This window comes from Cellulomonas pakistanensis (assembly GCF_016862755.1).
Taxonomy (GTDB): Bacteria; Actinomycetota; Actinomycetes; order Actinomycetales; family Cellulomonadaceae; genus Cellulomonas; species Cellulomonas pakistanensis.
Window position 1 is genome coordinate 25,599 of record NZ_BONO01000027.1, and the last position, 18,542, is coordinate 44,140.

The window sequence follows — 18,542 nt, forward strand, 5'->3', positions numbered from 1 at the left end:
GGGGGTGCCGCCCCGCCGCGCGTCCGGAGGAGCGCCGAGCCTCCACCTCTCTCCTGTGCCGGGACGGTCGGACGCAGTCGGGAGGTGGAGACTCGGCGAGGTGCGCGCGGGTCAGCGCGGGGCGGGCGCTCCCCGGCGGGCGGCGATCGCCTGCTCGTACCACGCGAGGGTCCGGTCGGTGATCTCGTCGGCGTCGAACCGTTCCGCCGCCGCGCGCTGCCGCGGGCGCACCGCCGCGCGCGCCCCGGCGTCGTCCACCCAGCGCGCCAGCGTACGGGCGAACGCCGCGGTGTCCCGCGGGTCGACGAGCTGGTCCTCGAGGCCGGCCATCGGCGTGCGGTAACCGGGGTTGTCGCCGGCGAGCACGACGCCGCCCGCGTCGGCGAGCGCCTCGACGACGGACATGCCGAAGCTCTCGCCGCCGGTCGACGGCAGCGCGACGACGTCGGCGCCGGCGAGCAGCGCGGCCTTGTCCTCCTCGGCGACGAACCCGGGGAAGTCGACCCGGTCGGCGATCCCGGCGGCCCGCGCCCGCTCGCGCAGGTCGTCCAGCAGCGGGCCGCGCCCGGCGAGCGTCAGGGTCCACGGGCGCGCGGTGGCCGGCATCGCGGCGACGGCAGCGAGCAGCTCGCGCGGGCCCTTGCGCTCGACGAGCCTGCCCAGGAACACGATCCGCACCGGGCCGGCCGCCGCGGCGCCGCCCGCGGTCCCGGCGCGGCCCGCCGCCGGCGCCCCGAGCTCCACCGGTCCGCCGATGATCGGCACCTCGTCCCGCCCGAAGGCCGCGCGCACGGACTCGCGCGCCGCCTCGGACAGCGCGGAGATCGCGTCGAACCGCCGCAGCCGCCGCCGCTCCGCCAGCCCGAGGGCCCGGATGCCCCACCGGGTCAGCGCGTCCTGCGGGTAGATGACGAACGACCCGACGACGGCGGTGCGTGGCGACGCCGCCGAGACGACCCGTCCGGCCAGCAGGGGGCTGTACGGCATGGTCACGTGCAGCACGTCGAACGGGACCTCGGCGAGCAGCCGCCGGACGTCGGCGCGGCGGGCCGGCAGCGGGCTGCGCAGCCGGTTGCCGTTGAACCGCACGGAGACGGTGCGGCCGAGGACGTGCAGGTTCGGCAGGTCGGTGCGCTCGGTGCTGGAGGTCACGTAGTGCACCTCGTGGCCGAGATCCGCGAGCCGCCGCCCGAGCGTGAGCACGATCTGCTGGACGCCGTCCGGCTTGTCGAGGCCGTCGTCGATCACCAGGCCGATGCGGAGCATGCGCGCCATCGTAGGTGCGCCCCGCGGGCAGCCCGGAACGGGGGACCGCGACCGGGAAGATTTCCGCCCCGCCCGCTGTTCTGGCAGACTGTTCCGTCGGTCTGCGGTTCACGTGCGCGGCACGCGCGCACGACCCGGAGGCCCAACCCGAGGAGAACACCCGTGAAGAACGCCATCCACCCCGAGTACGTGGTGACCCAGGTGACCTGCACCTGCGGCAACACGTTCACCACGCGCTCCACCGAGACCTCCGGCGAGATCCGCGCCGACGTCTGCAGCGCCTGCCACCCGTTCTACACGGGCAAGCAGAAGATCCTCGACACCGGTGGCCGCGTGGCCCGGTTCGAGGCGCGCTACGGCAAGCGCCCGGCCAACTAGCCGTCCTGACGCCGGTGCACGGCGGTCCCCAGCGGACCGTCGGGCACCGGCGTCGTCGTATGTCCGGGCCGGGTCCACCGCCCCGGGCCCACCGCGACCGCCTCGTGCGAGAACCACGCCGCGGCGCCCTCGCCCCCAGGAGACCCCCCGCGATGACCGACCCGTTCGCGGCCGCCCGCCCGCTGCTCGACGAGCACGCGGCGATCGAGCAGCAGCTCGCCGACCCCGCCGTGCACGCCGACCAGGCGCGCGCCCGCACCCTCGGCCGCCGGTACGCCGAGCTCGGCCGGGTCGCCCAGGCGCACGGCGCGTGGCGCGCGGCGGCGGAGGACCTCGCGGACGCGCGCGAGCTCGCGGAGGCGGACGACGCGTTCGCGGCCGAGCTGCCGTCGCTGGCGGAGGCGGAGGAGCAGGCGGCCGAGAAGCTGCGCCGCGTGCTGGTCCCGCGCGACCCCGACGACGCCCGCGACGTGATCCTCGAGATCAAGGCCGGCGAGGGCGGCGAGGAGTCGGCGCTGTTCGCCGGCGACCTGCTCCGGATGTACCTGCGGTACGCCGAGCGTCGCGGCTGGAGGGCCGAGACCCTCGAGTCCACCGAGTCCGATCTCGGCGGCTACAAGGACGTGCAGGTCGCCATCAAGGCGCGCGGCGCGGTCACCGACCCGGCCGACGGCGTGTGGGCGAGCCTCAAGTACGAGGGCGGCGTGCACCGCGTGCAGCGGGTGCCCGTCACCGAGTCGCAGGGCCGGATCCACACCTCGGCCGCTGGCGTGCTGGTCTTCCCCGAGGTGGAGGACGAGGGCGAGGTCGAGGTCGACCCGAACGACCTGCGGATCGACGTGTACCGGTCGTCCGGCCCCGGCGGCCAGTCCGTGAACACGACCGACTCGGCCGTGCGGATCACCCACCTGCCGACCGGCATCGTCGTGTCGATGCAGAACGAGAAGTCGCAGCTGCAGAACCGCGAGCAGGCCATGCGCGTGCTCCGTGCCCGGCTGCTGGCCGCGCGCCAGGAGGAGGCCGCCGCGGCCGCGAGCGAGGCCCGCCGGTCCCAGGTGCGCACGGTCGACCGCTCCGAGCGGATCCGGACGTACAACTTCCCGGAGAACCGGATCGCCGACCACCGCACGGGCTACAAGGCGTACAACCTGGACGCGGTGCTGGACGGCGACCTCGGCCCGGTCGTGCAGTCGGCGGTCGACGCGGACGAGGCCGCCCGGCTCGCCGCCGCGGGGGAGCGGTGACCGGCCCCGCCGCCCCCGTGGGCGCGGCGCCCACCATGCGCGCCCTCGTCGAGGCCGCCGCGCGCGTGCTCGCCGAGGCCGGCGTCGGCTCGCCCCGGCACGACGCGACCGCCCTCGCCGCGCACGCGCTGGGCCTGCCGCGGCTCGACCTCGTGCTCGCGCCACCGGTGCCGGACGGGTTCACGCAGGAGTACGCGAGCCTGGTCGACCGCCGCCGGCGCCGGGAGCCGCTGCAGCACATCGTCGGGTCGACCGTGTTCCGGTACCTGACCCTCGGCGTCGAGCCGGGCGTGTTCGTGCCCCGGCCCGAGACCGAGACGGTCGCGCAGGTCGGGATCGACGAGGCCGCGCGGATCGCCACCGAGGGCCGGTCGCCCGTCGTGGTCGACCTGTGCTGCGGCGCCGGCGGCATCGCGCTGTCGCTCGCGACCGAGGTCCCCGAGGCCCGCGTGGCCGCGGTCGACGCGTCGCCGGAGGCCGTCGCGCTGACCCGCGCCAACGGCGTGCGGGTGGGCGCCGGCGAGGTCCGCGTCGAGCTCGGCGACGTCCGCGACCCCGCGCTGCTCGCCGACCTGGACGGCACCGTCGACGTCCTGGTGTCGAACCCGCCGTACATCCCGCCCGACGCGGTGCCGGTCGACCCGGAGGTCCGGGACCACGACCCCGACCTCGCGCTGTACGGCGGCGGGGCGGACGGCCTGCAGGTGCCGCGCGCGGTCCTCGCCGCCGCCGCGCGCCTGCTGGTGCCCGGCGGGCTGCTGGTCATGGAGCACGCGGAGGTGCAGGACGCCGCCGCACGGGCCGCCGCGGACGCGACCGGCGCGTTCGAGGCCGTGGAGTCGCGCCCCGACCTCACCGGCCGGCCCCGGATGCTGGTGGCGCGCCGCCGCGCCGTGCCCGCCGTCGCCCTCGCGGGCGAGCCGCGGCCGGACGCCCAGCCGGGCGTGGGAGACTCGCAGCCGTGACTGCCGACGCCGTGCTGGACGCCACCGACCCCGCGACCTGGGGTCCCGCCCTCGACGCCGCCGTGCACACCGTCTCCCGCGGCGGGCTCGTCGTCCTGCCGACGGACACGGTGTACGGGATCGGCGCGGACGCGTTCACGCCCCCGGCGGTGAACGCGCTGCTCGCGGCCAAGGGCCGCGGCCGCCAGATGCCGCCGCCGGTGCTCATGCCCGACGTGCGCACGCTGGACGGCCTCGCCATGGGCGTGCCCGCCGCGGTGCGCGACCTGGCCGAGGCGTTCTGGCCGGGCGGCCTCACGGTCATCCTGGTCGCGCAGCCGTCGCTGGCCTGGGACCTGGGGGAGACCCACGGCACGGTCGCCCTGCGCGTGCCGGACCACCCGGTCGCGCTCGCGCTGCTGCAGCGCACCGGCCCGATGGCCGTGTCGAGCGCGAACCGCACCGGCCGGCCGTCGGCCCTCGAGGTCGGCGAGGCCTACGAGCAGCTCGGCGACCGGGTCCAGACGTACCTGGACGGCGGCCGCACCCCGGGGCAGGTCGCCTCGACGATCGTGGACGCCACCGGCGACGAGCTCCGCGTCGTCCGGCAGGGCGCCATCTCCCTGGAGCGCCTCCGCGAGGTCGCCCCCGTCGTGGCGGGTGACGCCGGCCGGTGAGGGCGTACCTCCTGCTCCTGCTGATCGCCGCGGCGGCGACCTACGTGCTGACGCCGCTGGCGCGCTGGTGCGCGCTCCGCTGGGGCGCCATCACCGCGGTGCGGAGCAGGGACGTGCACTCCATCCCGACGCCCCGGCTGGGCGGGCTCGCCATGTGGGCGGGGATCATGGTCGGCCTCGTCATGGCCAGCCAGCTGCCGTTCCTCGCCGAGGTCTTCGACCGGCCGGAGCCGCTCATCGGCATCGCCGCCGCGGCCACGATCGTGTGCGCGCTCGGCGTCGCCGACGACATCTGGGACCTCGACTGGATGACCAAGCTGGTCGGCCAGGTGCTCGCGGCGTTCGTCATGGCGTCGATGGGCGTGCAGCTCTACCAGCTGCCGATCGACGGCGTGATCGTGGGCTCGGACCGCATCTGGCTGGGGCTGACGGTGCTCGTCGTCGTGGTCGCGATGAACGCGGTGAACTTCGTCGACGGCCTGGACGGGCTCGCGGCGGGGCTGGTCGCGATCGGCGGCGCGGGGTTCTTCCTCTACTCGTACCAGCTGACCCGCGAGGCCAGCCCGGGCGACTTCTCCAACCTCGCGACGCTCGTGGTCGCGCTGCTGGTGGGCGCCTGCCTCGGCTTCCTGCCGCACAACTTCAACCCGGCGCGCATCTTCATGGGCGACTCGGGCTCGATGCTCATCGGCCTGGTGATCGCCGCCGCGGGCATCCAGGTGACCGGGCAGATCGATCCGGCGGTCGTGAACACCCGGGAGTCGTTCCCCGCGTTCCTGCCGATCCTGCTGCCGCTCGCCGTGCTGCTGCTGCCGCTGCTCGACATGGGGCTGGCCGTCATCCGCCGGGTGGGGTCGGGGAAGTCGCCGTTCCACCCGGACCGGATGCACCTGCACCACCGGATGCTCGCGCTGGGCCACTCGCACCGGCGCGCGGTGATCATCCTGTACGTGTGGACGTTCGTGTTCACCGGCGCCGCGACCGCCCTCGTGTGGTTCTCGACGACGGCCGTGCTGATCGGGCTGGCGGTCGGCGTCCTCGCCGCGCTGGCCCTGACCCTCGGCCCGCTGCGCGGCCGCACGACCGCGGGCGGCTCCGCGCCCGGCGGGGGGCCGGTGGTCCCGCCCGCCGGCCCTGCCGCGTCGGCCGGGCACGCGGCACCGTCCGCGCCCGCGCGGCACGCCGCCGACGCGCACCGCCAGGCGTGGCACGCCGCGGCCGGCCCGGCGCCCGCGGCCGGCCCCGCGCCCGCCGCCGCCCCGCACCCCCTGACCCGCCTGACCGACCTGCACGACGCCGACCCGAGGACGGACCGATGACCGACCCCACCCCCGAGCCGACCCCCCGCGCGGGTGACAACGCCGAGACGTCGGCGGTGTTCCGCCGCGCCCTGCGCGATATGACCTGGTTCGTCGTGGGCGTGACCGTCGTCGGCGTGGCCGTCGGCTGGCTGGTGGCCGGCCTCCCCGGGGTGTGGGGCGCGCTGATCGGCGCGGGCATCGCGCTGCTGTTCTCGGGGGCCACGACCCTGTCGATGCTCAAGACCGACGGCACCGCCCCGGGCCGCATGATGGCGGTGATCATGGGGGCCTGGCTGGGCAAGGTGCTCGTCGTGATCGTGCTGCTCGCGGTGCTGCGCGGCATGGACTTCTACGACCGGTACGTGCTCGCGGCGGTGGTCGCGGTGGCGGTGATCGGGTCCGCGCTGCTGGACTACCGCGCGGTGTCCCGGGGCAGGGTGCCGTACATCCAGCCGTCCGGAACCGGGTCGAAGGTCCCGAATGGGGACGACCCGGACGGACCTGCTCCGTCCGTAGGTTAGGCTTCCTGCCGAACCACCCACGACGGCCGGGTCCCGGCGCGGTGACCCGTACCTATCGGGACCGCCGCCGGTGCCTTCGACCCACAGGAGACTGCTCTGTCCAGCCTTGCGACGATCATGCCGCTCGCTGCCGAAGGCGAGGGGTTCCACCAGCCGTCGATCGCCGAGTTCTTCCCTCCCGCCATCTGGTTCGAGGGGACGATCTTCGAGATCAACCGCATCCAGGTCGTGCGCTTCGTCGCCGTCGCGGTGCTGCTGACCCTGATGGTGATCGCGGCCCGCCGCGCGCGGCTGGTGCCGCGCCGCGGGCAGAACATCGCCGAGATCCTGCTCGACTTCGTGCGGATCAACGTCGCCGAGGACATCATCGGCAAGGAGAAGGCGCACAAGTACGTCGCCTTCCTGACGACGGTGTTCTTCGCGGTCCTCGCGTTCAACATCACGGGCGTGATCCCGTTCCTCAACATCGCCGGGACGTCGCTGATCGGCCTGCCGATCATGCTCGCGCTGTGGGTCTACGTGATGTACCTGTCCGCCGGCATCAAGGCCCACGGCGTGGGCGGGTTCCTCAAGAGCTCGCTGTTCCCGCCGGGCGTGCCGTGGATCCTCTACATCCTGCTGACCCCGGTCGAGTTCCTGCAGGTCTTCGTGATGCGGCCCGCCACGCTGGCGATCCGGCTCATGGCCAACATGGTCGCCGGCCACCTCATGCTGGTGCTCTGCTTCGCGGCCACGCAGTTCCTGCTGATCGACTCCGGCAACGGTGCGCTCATCCCGTTCGGCGCGCTCACGCTCGTCGGCGGCTTCGCGATCACCCTGTTCGAGGTGTTCGTCGCGGCGCTGCAGGCCTACATCTTCGTCGTCCTGACGGCCGTCTACCTCAGCCAGTCGGTCGAGGACGAGCACTGACCTGACCAGCACCACCCCCTCGAGGGCCCCGGGCCCTCGTCACCAGACGACCGCCGGCCGACCGGCCGGCGGCCAAACGGAAGGAACGAGCACAGCGTGTCTCTTCTCGCGGACCCCAGCGTCATCCTTGCGGCCGAGAACGCCATCTCGGGCAACATCGCGACCGTGGGCTACGGCCTCGCGGTTCTCGGCCCCGGCATCGGCCTCGGCATCCTGATCGGCAAGACCGTCGAGGGCATGGCGCGCCAGCCCGAGGTCGCCGGCCAGCTCCGGACCACCATGTTCATCGGTGTCGCGTTCGTCGAGGTGCTCGGCCTCCTCGGCCTGATCACCGGCTTCCTCTTCACGTGATCGGCGCCGCGCTCCCCGCGGCGAGCATCCTGGCCGCGGAGTCCGAGACGGTGGAGGGCTGGCGCCTGCTGCTCCCGGCGTCCTACGACATCGTCTGGTCGTCCGTCGTCCTCGTCGTCATCGCGGTCGTCTTCTACAAGCTCGTGCTGCCGAAGTTCCAGGCGGTGCTCGACGAGCGCACGGAGAAGATCGAGGGCGGCCTGGCCAAGGCCGCCAGCGCCCAGGAGGAGGCTGCCGCCGCCAAGGCGGAGTACGAGCAGCAGCTCCAGGACGCCCGTGCCGAGGCCGCGCGCATCCGCGAGGAGGCGCGCACCGAGGCCGGCCAGATCGTCGCCGAGGCGCGCGAGAAGGCCACGGCCGAGCAGGCGCGGATCACCGAGACGGCCCAGCGCCAGATCGAGGCCGAGCGCCAGCAGGCCGCCGTGTCGCTCCGTGCGGACGTCGGCTCCCTGGCCACCGAGCTCGCGTCGAAGATCGTCGGCGAGTCGCTCGAGGACGAGGCGCGTCGTTCGCGCGTCGTCGAGCGGTTCCTGGACGACCTGGACGCGCAGACCACCGCGACCGCGGGTAAGGGGAACTGATGCGAGGGACGAGCCGGGCGTCGCTGGCCGCCGCGGAGGGCCGGTTCGAGCCGGTGCTGCGCGCGGCCGGCGTCGAGGGGCTGCTGCTCGGCGAGCAGCTGTTCGCGCTGGTCGACGCGCTGGACTCGTCCGGCTCGCTGCGGCGCACCCTCACCGACCCGTCGGCCGACGGCGAGGCCAAGGCCGCGCTGGTGGCCCGCCTGCTGTCCGGCGCCGACCCCCGCGTGGCCGAGGCCGCGCAGGGGCTGGTGCGGGCGCGGTGGTCCGAGGAGGGCGACCTCGCCGACGCCGCCGAGCACCTGGCCTTCTCGGCCGTGCTCGCGTCGGCCGAGGCCGACGGCACGATCGAGCAGGTCCAGACCGAGCTGTTCCGGCTCGGCCGGGCGCTCGTCGGCCAGCGCGAGGTGCGCCGCCGCCTGTACGACGACACGCTGCACGCCCAGGTGCGCGGCGAGCTCGTCGACAAGCTGACCGCCGGCACCGGCGCGCCCGTCACCCGGGTGCTCGCGCGCCGGGCGGCCGTGGCGCCCCGCGGCCGCCGGTACGTCGCGACCCTCGGGCTGCTCGGCGACCTGGTCGCCGAGCGCCGGAGCCGCACGGTCGCCACGGTGACCTCCGCGGCCGACCTGGGCCCGGCCCAGCGGGCGCGGCTCGCCGACATCCTCGGCCGGGCCTACGGGCGCGCGATCCAGGTGCAGGTCCTCGTGGACCCGCACGTCCTGGGCGGCCTGCGCGTGCAGGTCGGCCCCGAGGTGATCGACGCGACCGTGCTGGCACGGCTGGCGGACGCCCGACGACGACTTGCCAGCTGACGGGCCCGACGGCCCGACCCCGATCACCCATGTGGGAGCGCACGCCGCGGGCGTGCTGCACGACAGGAGAGATGCCATGAGCGAGCTGCAGATCCGGCCGGAGGACATCCGCGCCGCGCTGGACAGCTTCGTCACGACGTACGAGCCCACCGGCGCCGCCGCCGAGGAGGTCGGGCGGGTCACCCTGGCCGGCGACGGGATCGCCCGGGTCGAGGGCCTGCCGGGCGCGATGGCCAACGAGCTGCTCCGCTTCGAGGACGGCACGCTGGGCCTCGCCCTGAACCTCGACGTCCGCGAGATCGGCGTCATCGTCCTCGGCGAGTTCACCGGCATCGAGGAGGGCCAGGAGGTCCGCCGCACGGGCGAGGTCCTGTCCGTCCCCGTGGGTGACGCCTTCCTCGGCCGCGTGGTCGACCCGCTGGGTCAGCCGATCGACGGCCTCGGCGAGATCGTCTCCGAGGGCCGCCGCGCTCTCGAGCTCCAGGCCCCGGGCGTCATGGCCCGCAAGTCGGTGCACGAGCCGCTGCAGACCGGCATCAAGGCGATCGACTCGATGATCCCGATCGGTCGCGGCCAGCGGCAGCTCGTCATCGGCGACCGCCAGACCGGCAAGACGGCCATCGCGATCGACACGATCCTCAACCAGAAGGCCAACTGGGAGACGGGCGACCCGGAGCAGCAGGTCCGCTGCATCTACGTCGCCATCGGCCAGAAGGGCTCCACGATCGCGGCCGTGCGCGGTGCGCTCGAGGAGGCCGGCGCCCTGGAGTACACGACGATCGTCGCCGCCCCGGCGTCCGACCCGGCCGGCTTCAAGTACCTGGCGCCCTACACCGGCTCGGCCATCGGCCAGCACTGGATGTACGGCGGCAAGCACGTCCTCATCGTGTTCGACGACCTGTCGAAGCAGGCCGAGGCGTACCGCGCCGTGTCCCTGCTGCTGCGCCGCCCGCCGGGCCGCGAGGCGTACCCGGGCGACGTGTTCTACCTGCACTCCCGCCTGCTGGAGCGTTGCGCGAAGCTGTCCGACGAGCTCGGCGGCGGCTCGATGACCGGCCTGCCGTTCATCGAGACCAAGGCCAACGACGTCTCGGCGTACATCCCGACCAACGTCATCTCCATCACGGACGGCCAGATCTTCCTGCAGTCCGACCTGTTCAACGCGGACCAGCGCCCCGCCGTCGACGTCGGCATCTCGGTGTCCCGCGTCGGTGGTGCCGCGCAGGTCAAGGCGATGAAGCAGGTCTCCGGCACGCTGAAGCTCGACCTCGCGCAGTACCGGTCGCTCGAGGCGTTCGCGATGTTCGCGTCCGACCTCGACGCCGCGTCCCGCGCGCAGCTGACCCGTGGCGCCCGCCTGATGGAGCTGCTGAAGCAGCCCCAGTACTCGCCGTTCCCGGTCGAGGAGCAGGTCGCGTCCATCTGGGCCGGCACCAAGGGCAAGCTGGACGACGTGCCGGTGGAGGACGTCCGCCGGTTCGAGTCCGAGCTGCTGGACCACCTGCGCCGCAACACGGACGTGCTCAGCACGATCGCGTCGACGGGCAAGCTCGGCGACGACCTGGAGGCCAAGCTGGCGTCCGCCGTCGACGACTTCCGTCGCGGGTTCCTCAAGGCCGACGGCACCGCGCTCGTCGGCGGCGAGCAGCCCGAGTCCGAGACGCCGGTCGAGCAGGAGCAGATCGTCCGGCAGAAGAAGGCCTGACGCGTGGCCGGACAGCAGCGCGTCTACCGTCAGCGGATCAGGTCGACCCAGTCGCTGAAGAAGATGTTCCGCGCCCAGGAGCTGATCGCGGCGTCCCGCATCGGGCGCGCCCGCGACCGGATGGCCGCGGCGTCCCCGTACGCCCGTGCCATCACGCGGGCGGTGTCCGCCGTCGCCACGCACTCGGACGTCACGCACCCGCTCCTCGCGGAGCGGGAGGACACCCGCCGCGTGGCCGTGCTGCTGATCGCCTCGGACCGCGGCATGGCGGGCGCCTACTCGGCGTCCGTCATCCGCGAGACCGAGCGGCTGATCGAGCGGCTCGAGGGGGAGGGCAAGGAGGTCGCGCTGTACATCAGCGGCCGCCGCGCCGAGTCCTACTACCGGTTCCGCGGGCGCGAGCTCGCGGCGGTGTGGACCGGCCAGTCCGACGCCCCGACGTCCGAGCTGGCGGAGGAGATCGCGAGCACGCTGCTCGACGCCTTCGACGCCGCGCCCGCCGACGGCGGCGTGGGGGAGCTGCACATCGTGTCGACGCAGTTCGTCAACATGGTGAGCCAGCGCCCGCAGGTCATCCGGATGCTCCCGCTCGAGGTCGTCGAGGGCGTCGCGCCCGCAGGCGAGAACGAGGCGCTCCCGCTGTACGACTTCGAGCCCGACGCGGCCGAGGTGCTCGACGCGCTGCTCCCGCGGTACGTGCGCACCCGGATCTTCGCCTGCCTGCTGCAGGCGGCGGCGTCCGAGCTCGCGGCCCGGCAGCGCGCGATGCACACCGCCACGGAGAACGCCGAGGACCTCATCCGCACCTACACGCGGCTGGCGAACCAGGCCCGCCAGGCCGAGATCACCCAGGAGATCAGCGAGATCGTGTCGGGCGCCGACGCGCTCGCCTCCTGAACCGCCAGACGCACGACCCGAACCAGCCCGCCGGACACCGGCGGACGACCGAAGGCAGGCAGACATGACCGCGACCACCGTCGACGCGAAGGACACCACGGCCACGCCCGGCGTGGGCCGCGTCGCCCGTGTGATCGGGCCCGTCGTGGACATCGAGTTCCCCGCGGACCAGATCCCCGACATCTACAACGCCCTGACCGTCCACATCGACCTGTCGTCGCAGGGCGAGGGCGAGCAGTCCGGCGGGTTCGAGATGACCCTCGAGGTCGCGCAGCACCTCGGCGACTCGCTGGTGCGGGCCATCGCGCTCAAGCCGACCGACGGCCTCGTGCGCGGCGCCCAGGTCACCGACACCGGCGCGCCGATCTCGGTGCCCGTCGGCGACGTCACCAAGGGCCACGTGTTCAACGTGACCGGGGACGTGCTGAACCTCGGTGAGGGCGAGAAGCTCGAGATCACCGAGCGCTGGCCGATCCACCGCAAGGCCCCCGCCTTCGACCAGCTCGAGTCGAAGACCCAGATGTTCGAGACCGGCATCAAGGTCATCGACCTGCTCACCCCCTACGTCCAGGGCGGCAAGATCGGCCTGTTCGGCGGCGCGGGCGTCGGCAAGACCGTCCTCATCCAGGAGATGATCCAGCGCGTCGCGCAGGACCACGGCGGTGTGTCGGTGTTCGCCGGCGTCGGCGAGCGCACCCGTGAGGGCAACGACCTCATCGTCGAGATGGAGGAGGCGGGCGTCTTCGACAAGACCGCCCTCGTCTTCGGCCAGATGGACGAGCCGCCGGGCACGCGTCTGCGCGTCGCCCTGTCGGCCCTGACGATGGCGGAGTACTTCCGCGACGTCGCCAAGCAGGACGTGCTGCTGTTCATCGACAACATCTTCCGGTTCACGCAGGCCGGCTCCGAGGTCTCCACGCTGCTCGGGCGCATGCCGTCCGCGGTGGGCTACCAGCCGAACCTCGCGGACGAGATGGGCCTCCTCCAGGAGCGCATCACCTCGACCCGTGGCCACTCGATCACCTCGCTGCAGGCGATCTACGTGCCGGCGGACGACTACACCGACCCGGCCCCGGCCACGACGTTCGCGCACCTCGACGCGACGACGGAGCTCTCCCGCGAGATCGCGTCCCGCGGTCTGTACCCCGCGGTGGACCCGCTGGCGTCGACGTCCCGCATCCTCGACCCGCGCTACGTGGGCCAGGAGCACTACGACGTCGCCACCCGCGTGAAGTCGATCCTGCAGCGCAACAAGGAGCTCCAGGACATCATCGCGATCCTCGGTGTCGACGAGCTGTCGGAGGAGGACAAGACGGTCGTGGCGCGGGCGCGCCGCATCCAGCAGTTCCTCTCGCAGAACACCTACATGGCGGAGAAGTTCACCGGCGTCGTGGGCTCCACGGTCCCGGTGTCCGAGACCGTCGAGGCGTTCGCGAAGATCGCCGACGGCGAGTTCGACCACATCGCGGAGCAGGCCTTCTTCAACATCGGTGGCCTCGAGGACCTCGAGCGCAACTGGGCCCGCATCCAGAAGGAGTACGGCGTCTGACCTGACGCCGTCGCTCCACCCGCCCCTTGATCCACCCCCTTCCAGGAGGTTCTCGTCCCATGGCCCAGCTCGAGGTCGACCTCGTCGACACCGACGGCACCATCTGGTCCGGTGAGGCGCGTCAGGTGAGCGCCCCTGCATCGGACGGCGAGATCGGCATCCTGGCCGGGCACACCCCGGTCCTCTCCGTGCTGCGGCGCGGAGAGGTCCGGGTGATCGAGGCCGGCGGTTCCGTGCACCGGTGGTCCGTCGAGGGGGGCTTCCTCTCCGTCGACGGCGACCAGGTGACCGTCGTCGTCGACGCGGCCGAGGCGGTGGCCTCCGGCACGTCCGGCCGCTGACGCCGGCGTAGGCGGCCATGACCGGGCACCAGATCGCGTTCCTCGCGCTGCTGCTCGTCGTGGCCGCGCTGGTGGTGCTGGGCCTCGGGCTGTCCCGGTGGAGCAGCCTCACCCGGCGGGTGGGGTCGTTCCGCTGCGCGCTGCGGGTCCGGGGCCGCCTCACGCGCGGCATCGCGCACTACGGCGCCCGCCACCTCTACTGGTGGCGGCTGCGCTCGCTCGCCCCGCGGCCCGAGCAGGTCTGGCCGCGCCGCGGCATGGAGGTCCTCGACCGCACCGCGCTCGACGCGTCGGTCGCCGGCGGCCCGTACCTGGTCCGCTGCCGGGTCCCCGGCGCGGGCGGCGACGAGGAGCTCGAGCTCGTCATGACGCCCGAGGCGTACGCCGGGCTGACGTCCTGGCTGGAGGCCGCCCCGCCGGTGGCGCACCACGTCATCTGACCCCGGAGGTCCCTGTTCGATGCGCCTGCTCGTCGCGCGCTGCTCGGCCCGGTACAGCGGCCGGCTCAACGCCCACCTGCCCCTGGCGACCCGGCTCGTCGTGGTCAAGGCCGACGGCTCGGTGCTGCTGCACTCCGACGGCGGCTCGTACAAGCCGCTGAACTGGATGAGCCCGCCGTGCACGCTGCGCACGGACGCCGCTGCCGGCGAGGCCCTCGAGCGCGGCGTGCAGCAGGTGTGGACCGTCCAGCACACCAAGAGCGACGACCGGCTCGTCATCGAGGTGCACGACGTGCTGCACGACTCCGACCACGACCTGGGCGTCGACCCGGGCCTGGTCAAGGACGGCGTCGAGGCGCACCTGCAGGAGCTCATGGCCGCGCAGATCGACGTGCTCGGCGCGGGCCACACGCTCGTGCGCCGCGAGTACCCGACCGCGATCGGGCCGGTCGACATCCTCGCCAAGGACGCCGCCGGCGCCACGGTGGCGATCGAGATCAAGCGCCGCGGCGACATCGACGGCGTCGAGCAGCTGACCCGGTACCTGGAGCTGCTGAACCGCGACCCGCTGCTCGCGCCCGTGCGGGGCGTGTTCGCGGCGCAGGAGATCAAACCGCAGGCGCGCGTGCTGGCGACCGACCGGGGCATCGCGTGCCTGGTGCTGGACTACGACGCCATGCGCGGCGTCGACGACGTCGACTCGCGCCTGTTCTGACCCGACGGCGCGCCGCCCGGGATACGGCGGGAGCGCCCCGCCCGGCACGGAGGTGCGCGTCCGGCACGCCGCTCCGCCCGGCGCCACCCACGGGGGCCCGCGGCTGCGCCATGATGGGCGCGTGACCGCCGCCACCCCCGCCCCCGCCGACGTCGTCGTCCTGCGCGGGGAGGTGGTGACCCCGACCGAGGTGGTGCCCGACGGCGCCGTCGTGCTCGCCGAGGGCCGGGTCGCGTGGCTCGGCCCCGTCGCGCAGCTGCCCGGCCGCTGGGCGGCGGACCGCCCGCCCGCGCCGGCGCCCGGGACGACGCTGCTGCCGGGGCTCGTCGACCTGCACGACCACGGCGGCGGCGGGTCGAGCTTCCCGGACGCGGCGACCCGGGACCAGGCGCTGGTCGCGGTGCGCGAGCACCTGCGGCACGGCACCACGAGCCTGGTCGCGTCCCTGGTGACGGCGCCGCGCGACGTGCTGCTCGCGCGCGCCGCCCTCCTGGCCGACCTCGTGGAGTCGGGCGACCTCGTCGGCATCCACGCCGAGGGGCCGTTCCTGTCCGCCGACCGGTGCGGCGCGCAGAACCCGGCCGACATGCTGCCGGGCGACCCGTCGCTGGTCGCGGACCTCGCGGCGGCCGCGCGCGGGCACCTCGTGACGATGACGGTCGCGCCCGAGGTGTCCGGCGTCGCCGCCGGGTCGGGCGCCGGGGGTGCGGGCGCCGGGGCCGACGTCCTCGCGGCGCTGGTGCGCGCCGGCGCGGTGCCCTCGATCGGGCACACCGACGCCGCCGCCGAGCAGGTGGACGCGGCCGTGCACCGGTCGCGCGCGCTGCTGACCGGCCGGCTCGGCGCGCCCGGGCGGTCGCCGCGGCCCACCGCCACGCACCTGTTCAACGGCATGCGCCCGCTGCACCACCGCGACCCCGGCCCGATCGCGGCGTGCCTGGCCGCGGCCGCGCGCGGGGACCTGGTGGTCGAGCTCGTCGCGGACGGCACCCACCTGGCCGACGGCACGGTGCGCGCCGTGTTCGACCTCGTCGGGCCCGGCTCGATCGCGCTGGTGACCGACGCGATGGCGGCGGCCGGCATGGCCGACGGCGACTACCGGCTCGGCCCGATGGCCGTCCGGGTGGGCGACGGGGTCGCGCGGATCGTGGCGGACGACGGCACCGCCGGCGCCATCGCCGGCGGGACGGCGCACCTGCTCGACGTGGTGCGCACCGTGGTGCGGTCCGGGATCGGTCTGGTCGCGGCGGTGCGCGCGGCGGCGACGACGCCCGCGGAGGTGCTCGGCCGCCCGGACCTCGGCGCGCTGACGGTCGGGCGGCGGGGCGACGTGGTCGTGACGGACGAGGACCTGGCTCCGGTGGCGGTCTACCGCGCGGGACGGCTGGTCACGGGGTAGGCGGGATGATCAGCCCGCTGACGTCCCCGCCGGCGCCGCCGCGCTGCCGCGGTCGGTGAACGTCGCGGACACGAGCCGGGTCTCGGCGAGGTCCTCGCCGGACAGCCGCGCGATCACCATCTCGACCGCGATACGGCCGATCCGCTCGCCCGGGACCTCGATGATCGACACCGGCACGGGCAGCGCGGCGGCCATCTCGGCCGGGCTGACCGCGACGACGGACAGGTCGTCCGGCACCCGCAGCCCCCGCTCGGCGGCGCGGGCCAGCAGCCCGCCCAGGGCCGCCTCGTTGTGCACGACGAGGCCGGTGGTCCCCGGGTGCGCGTCGAGCACCGCGTCCAGCGCGGCGGCGCCGCCCGAGAAGGTCGGCTCCGCGGGCACGACCGCGGCCTCGACGCCGGACGCCGTGGCCTGGTCGAGCACGCCCTGCCGCATGCGCACGGCGTAGTTGGCCCGGTGGTCGAGCCGGTCCTGGGACGCGCCGACCAGGACGAGCCGGCGGTGCCCGTGCCCGGCGAGCTCGCGGACGGCGAGCCGCCCGGCCCCGGCGAAGTCGAGGTCGACGCAGCTCAGCCCGGTCGTGTCGTCGGGGACGCCGATGAGGATGCTCGGCAGCGCGAGGGCGCGCAGCGCGGGCAGCCGGGCGTCGTCGGACTCGATGTCCATGACGATCAGCGCGTCCGCGGTCGAGCTGGCCGCGACGCGGTCGATGCCCTGCGCGTCGTCCTGGGTGAGAACCAGGACGTCGTGGTCGTGCTCGCGCGCGGTGGTCACGACGCCGCCCACGAACTGCATGATGATCTGGACGTTGATGCCCGGCCGGAACGGCACCATCAGCGCGATCACGTTGCTGCGGCTCGACGCCAGGGCGCGCGCGCCGGCGTGCGGGCGGTAGCCGAGGTCGGCGATGGCGCGCTGCACCCGGTCGCGGGTCGGCCCCGAGATCGTCCGCTTCCCGCTCAGCACGTAGCTGACGGTCGAGACGGACACCCCCGCCGCGCGGGCCACGTCGCCGATGGTCGCCATCCGCACAGGGTAGTGGGGGTGCGGCGCCCTCCCGCGCAGGCCCGGCGACCACCCGGCGCGGGGCGTCCGGTGCGCGCCCCGGCTCGCGCCGATGCGAAGCGCTTCGCTGTGTGCAAGCGGTTCGATGCATGACGTCTCGGCGCGCCGCCGACCCGGGGTGCGCGCCCGTCGCTCCCGCGTGCCCACGCGGCTTGACGAGCCGAGTCGATCCGGGACTAGTATCGAAGCGATTCGACGCGCGTCGTGATCATTTCGAGACGTGCGGGCCTGGACGGCCTCGCCTTCGCGGGCCTAGGGTGGCGATCGCGCGAAGCGCTTCGACACCTCATCGCCGAGGTGCCGCGACAGGGCCGTCGAGGGAGAGGGCTGCAGGACGATGGTGACGATGCAGGACGTGGCACGTCGGGCCGGCGTCGCGCTGTCCACCGTGTCGGCCACGCTCACCGGCGCCCGCCCGGTCTCCGTCGCGACCCGCACCCGGGTCGAGGCCGCGATGGACCAGCTCGGCTACCGGCCGAACGCCCTCGCGAGGGGCCTCGCCAGCCGGCGCAGCCGCGTGCTCGCGCTGACGTACCCCGTCGGCGACTCCGGCCTGAGCCGCACGTCCGCGGAGTTCGTGATCAGCGCGGCGGCCGTCGCGCAGGAGCGCGGGTACCAGCTGGTGCTCTGGCCGTTCGGGGTGGACGACGCGGACGGCGTGCTCGACGTCGCCCGGCAGGGCCTCGCCGACGGCGTGCTCGTCATGGAGGTGCACGCCGGCGACGCGCGGGTGGCGGCGCTGCGCGGCGCGGGCGTTCCGGTCGCGCTGATCGGCCGGACCGCCGACGAGGCGGACCCGGACCTGCCGACGGTCGACGTCGACTTCGCCGCGACGGTCGCCGACGCGGTCGCGCACCTCGCCCGGCTCGGCCACCGGCGGCTCGCGTTCGTCAACCACGCCGAGCGCCGGCTGGCCGAGGGCCACGGCCCGACGCTCCGCGCGTCGGCGGCCTGGACCGCGGAGCTGCTCGCCCGGGGCCTGGACCCGGTGCAGGTGTACGCGGAGGAGTCGGTCGCGGGCGGCCGCGCCGCGCTGGCCGCCCTGCTCGACGGCCCCGACCCCGCGCCGACCGCCGTCGTGACGATGAACGAGGAGGCGACGTTCGGCGTCGTCGCCGAGCTCGCCGCCCGCGGCGTGGCGGTCCCGGCGGCGCTGTCCGTGCTCGCGGTGGTGTCGTCCCCGGCGGTCGCCGGGCAGACGGTGCCGCCGCTGACCACGCTGCACGCGCCCGGCGCGCAGCTCGGGCGGGCCGGCGTCGACGCCCTGCTGGCCCTGCTCGGCACCGGCACCGTGCCCGCGCCGGTCCTCGAGCCCTGCCGGCTCGTCGACCTCGGCAGCACCGGCCCGGTCCCGACCCCCGCGGGCGCCGGCGCGCTCGCCGGGTCGGGCACCCCCTAGACAGCTCGACCCCGGGCACCGGCGACCGCCGGGGCCCGACGACCACAG

20 protein-coding genes are annotated in these 18,542 nt (G+C 74.6%); 18 read left to right on the forward strand and 2 right to left on the reverse strand.

Going from position 1 to position 18,542, the window contains the following annotated elements:
- Positions 1-111 precede the first annotated feature (111 nt).
- Complete coding sequence (locus tag Cpa01nite_RS15655) at positions 112-1,266, reverse strand: glycosyltransferase family 4 protein (protein WP_239068840.1); 1,155 nt, start codon at positions 1,264-1,266, stop codon at positions 112-114.
- 162 nt (positions 1,267-1,428) lie between these two features.
- Between Cpa01nite_RS15655 and rpmE the strand changes: the two genes are divergently transcribed.
- The 17 genes from rpmE (at position 1,429) to Cpa01nite_RS15740 (ending at position 16,030) form a co-directional block, all read left to right on the forward strand.
- On the forward strand, positions 1,429-1,644 hold the full coding sequence (rpmE, locus tag Cpa01nite_RS15660) for a 50S ribosomal protein L31 (protein WP_203669684.1): 216 nt from the start codon (positions 1,429-1,431) through the stop codon (positions 1,642-1,644).
- A 152-nt stretch (positions 1,645-1,796) separates the two neighbouring features.
- Positions 1,797-2,888, forward strand: a complete 1,092-nt coding sequence (prfA, locus tag Cpa01nite_RS15665) for a peptide chain release factor 1 (protein ID WP_203669685.1) — start codon at positions 1,797-1,799, stop codon at positions 2,886-2,888.
- 35 nt (positions 2,889-2,923) lie between these two features.
- Positions 2,924-3,853 carry a peptide chain release factor N(5)-glutamine methyltransferase gene (prmC, locus tag Cpa01nite_RS15670; protein ID WP_203669715.1) on the forward strand — a complete coding sequence of 310 codons (930 nt, stop codon included), beginning with the start codon at positions 2,924-2,926 and terminating at the stop codon, positions 3,851-3,853.
- Positions 3,850-4,509 carry an L-threonylcarbamoyladenylate synthase gene (locus Cpa01nite_RS15675; protein ID WP_203669686.1) on the forward strand — a complete coding sequence of 220 codons (660 nt, stop codon included), beginning with the start codon at positions 3,850-3,852 and terminating at the stop codon, positions 4,507-4,509. Before prmC ends, Cpa01nite_RS15675 begins: the two co-directional genes overlap by 4 nt.
- The gene (locus tag Cpa01nite_RS15680; RefSeq protein ID WP_203669687.1) at positions 4,506-5,828 is read left to right on the forward strand and encodes an MraY family glycosyltransferase; all 1,323 of its coding nucleotides are present in this window, start codon (positions 4,506-4,508) and stop codon (positions 5,826-5,828) included. Before Cpa01nite_RS15675 ends, Cpa01nite_RS15680 begins: the two co-directional genes overlap by 4 nt.
- On the forward strand, positions 5,825-6,331 hold the full coding sequence (locus Cpa01nite_RS15685) for a Cg1360 family ATP-synthase-associated protein (RefSeq protein ID WP_203669688.1): 507 nt from the start codon (positions 5,825-5,827) through the stop codon (positions 6,329-6,331). The genes Cpa01nite_RS15680 and Cpa01nite_RS15685 overlap by 4 nt, the downstream gene beginning before the upstream one ends.
- Before the next feature lie 117 nt (positions 6,332-6,448).
- On the forward strand, positions 6,449-7,240 hold the full coding sequence (atpB, locus tag Cpa01nite_RS15690; protein WP_203669689.1) for a F0F1 ATP synthase subunit A: 792 nt from the start codon (positions 6,449-6,451) through the stop codon (positions 7,238-7,240).
- A 96-nt stretch (positions 7,241-7,336) separates the two neighbouring features.
- Positions 7,337-7,591, forward strand: coding sequence for an ATP synthase F0 subunit C (atpE, locus tag Cpa01nite_RS15695; RefSeq protein WP_275406264.1), 255 nt, complete (start codon positions 7,337-7,339; stop codon positions 7,589-7,591).
- Positions 7,588-8,172: a F0F1 ATP synthase subunit B gene (locus Cpa01nite_RS15700; protein ID WP_203669690.1), complete on the forward strand. Its 585-nt coding sequence runs from the start codon at positions 7,588-7,590 to the stop codon at positions 8,170-8,172. The genes atpE and Cpa01nite_RS15700 overlap by 4 nt, the downstream gene beginning before the upstream one ends.
- Positions 8,172-8,984, forward strand: a complete 813-nt coding sequence (locus Cpa01nite_RS15705; protein WP_203669691.1) for a F0F1 ATP synthase subunit delta — start codon at positions 8,172-8,174, stop codon at positions 8,982-8,984. Before Cpa01nite_RS15700 ends, Cpa01nite_RS15705 begins: the two co-directional genes overlap by 1 nt.
- Before the next feature lie 76 nt (positions 8,985-9,060).
- Positions 9,061-10,689, forward strand: a complete 1,629-nt coding sequence (gene atpA, locus Cpa01nite_RS15710) for a F0F1 ATP synthase subunit alpha (protein ID WP_203669692.1) — start codon at positions 9,061-9,063, stop codon at positions 10,687-10,689.
- Positions 10,690-10,692: 3 nt separating this feature from the next.
- Positions 10,693-11,586 carry a F0F1 ATP synthase subunit gamma gene (locus Cpa01nite_RS15715; protein ID WP_203669693.1) on the forward strand — a complete coding sequence of 298 codons (894 nt, stop codon included), beginning with the start codon at positions 10,693-10,695 and terminating at the stop codon, positions 11,584-11,586.
- A 64-nt stretch (positions 11,587-11,650) separates the two neighbouring features.
- Complete coding sequence (gene atpD / locus Cpa01nite_RS15720) at positions 11,651-13,135, forward strand: F0F1 ATP synthase subunit beta (RefSeq protein ID WP_203669694.1); 1,485 nt, start codon at positions 11,651-11,653, stop codon at positions 13,133-13,135.
- A gap of 59 nt (positions 13,136-13,194) precedes the next feature.
- Positions 13,195-13,476, forward strand: coding sequence for a F0F1 ATP synthase subunit epsilon (locus tag Cpa01nite_RS15725; protein ID WP_154728933.1), 282 nt, complete (start codon positions 13,195-13,197; stop codon positions 13,474-13,476).
- Positions 13,477-13,493: 17 nt separating this feature from the next.
- Positions 13,494-13,916: a DUF2550 domain-containing protein gene (locus Cpa01nite_RS15730; RefSeq protein WP_203669695.1), complete on the forward strand. Its 423-nt coding sequence runs from the start codon at positions 13,494-13,496 to the stop codon at positions 13,914-13,916.
- A gap of 19 nt (positions 13,917-13,935) precedes the next feature.
- Complete coding sequence (gene nucS, locus Cpa01nite_RS15735) at positions 13,936-14,631, forward strand: endonuclease NucS (RefSeq protein WP_203669696.1); 696 nt, start codon at positions 13,936-13,938, stop codon at positions 14,629-14,631.
- Between the two features lie 121 nt (positions 14,632-14,752).
- Positions 14,753-16,030: an N-acetylglucosamine-6-phosphate deacetylase gene (locus Cpa01nite_RS15740; RefSeq protein WP_203669697.1), complete on the forward strand. Its 1,278-nt coding sequence runs from the start codon at positions 14,753-14,755 to the stop codon at positions 16,028-16,030.
- Positions 16,031-16,039: 9 nt separating this feature from the next.
- On the opposite strand, the gene Cpa01nite_RS15745 is transcribed toward Cpa01nite_RS15740, so the two are convergent.
- Positions 16,040-17,056 (reverse strand): LacI family DNA-binding transcriptional regulator, encoded by a 1,017-nt coding sequence (locus Cpa01nite_RS15745; RefSeq protein ID WP_203669698.1) that lies wholly within the window; start codon positions 17,054-17,056, stop codon positions 16,040-16,042.
- Between the two features lie 394 nt (positions 17,057-17,450).
- On the opposite strand from Cpa01nite_RS15745, the gene Cpa01nite_RS15750 reads away from it, so the two are divergent.
- Complete coding sequence (locus Cpa01nite_RS15750) at positions 17,451-18,494, forward strand: LacI family DNA-binding transcriptional regulator (protein WP_203669699.1); 1,044 nt, start codon at positions 17,451-17,453, stop codon at positions 18,492-18,494.
- The last annotated feature ends 48 nt before the right edge of the window (positions 18,495-18,542 follow it).

Coding starts and splice junctions, on each gene's coding strand:
- Cpa01nite_RS15655 (WP_239068840.1), bottom strand. CDS start 1,266: ATGCTCCGCATCGGCCTGGTGATCGACGACGGCCTCGACAAGCCGGAC.
- prfA (WP_203669685.1), top strand. CDS start 1,797: ATGACCGACCCGTTCGCGGCCGCCCGCCCGCTGCTCGACGAGCACGCG.
- prmC (WP_203669715.1), top strand. CDS start 2,924: ATGCGCGCCCTCGTCGAGGCCGCCGCGCGCGTGCTCGCCGAGGCCGGC.
- Cpa01nite_RS15685 (WP_203669688.1), top strand. CDS start 5,825: ATGACCGACCCCACCCCCGAGCCGACCCCCCGCGCGGGTGACAACGCC.
- atpB (WP_203669689.1), top strand. CDS start 6,449: ATGCCGCTCGCTGCCGAAGGCGAGGGGTTCCACCAGCCGTCGATCGCC.
- Cpa01nite_RS15705 (WP_203669691.1), top strand. CDS start 8,172: ATGCGAGGGACGAGCCGGGCGTCGCTGGCCGCCGCGGAGGGCCGGTTC.
- atpA (WP_203669692.1), top strand. CDS start 9,061: ATGAGCGAGCTGCAGATCCGGCCGGAGGACATCCGCGCCGCGCTGGAC.
- atpD (WP_203669694.1), top strand. CDS start 11,651: ATGACCGCGACCACCGTCGACGCGAAGGACACCACGGCCACGCCCGGC.
- Cpa01nite_RS15725 (WP_154728933.1), top strand. CDS start 13,195: ATGGCCCAGCTCGAGGTCGACCTCGTCGACACCGACGGCACCATCTGG.
- Cpa01nite_RS15730 (WP_203669695.1), top strand. CDS start 13,494: ATGACCGGGCACCAGATCGCGTTCCTCGCGCTGCTGCTCGTCGTGGCC.
- nucS (WP_203669696.1), top strand. CDS start 13,936: ATGCGCCTGCTCGTCGCGCGCTGCTCGGCCCGGTACAGCGGCCGGCTC.
- Cpa01nite_RS15745 (WP_203669698.1), bottom strand. CDS start 17,056: ATGGCGACCATCGGCGACGTGGCCCGCGCGGCGGGGGTGTCCGTCTCG.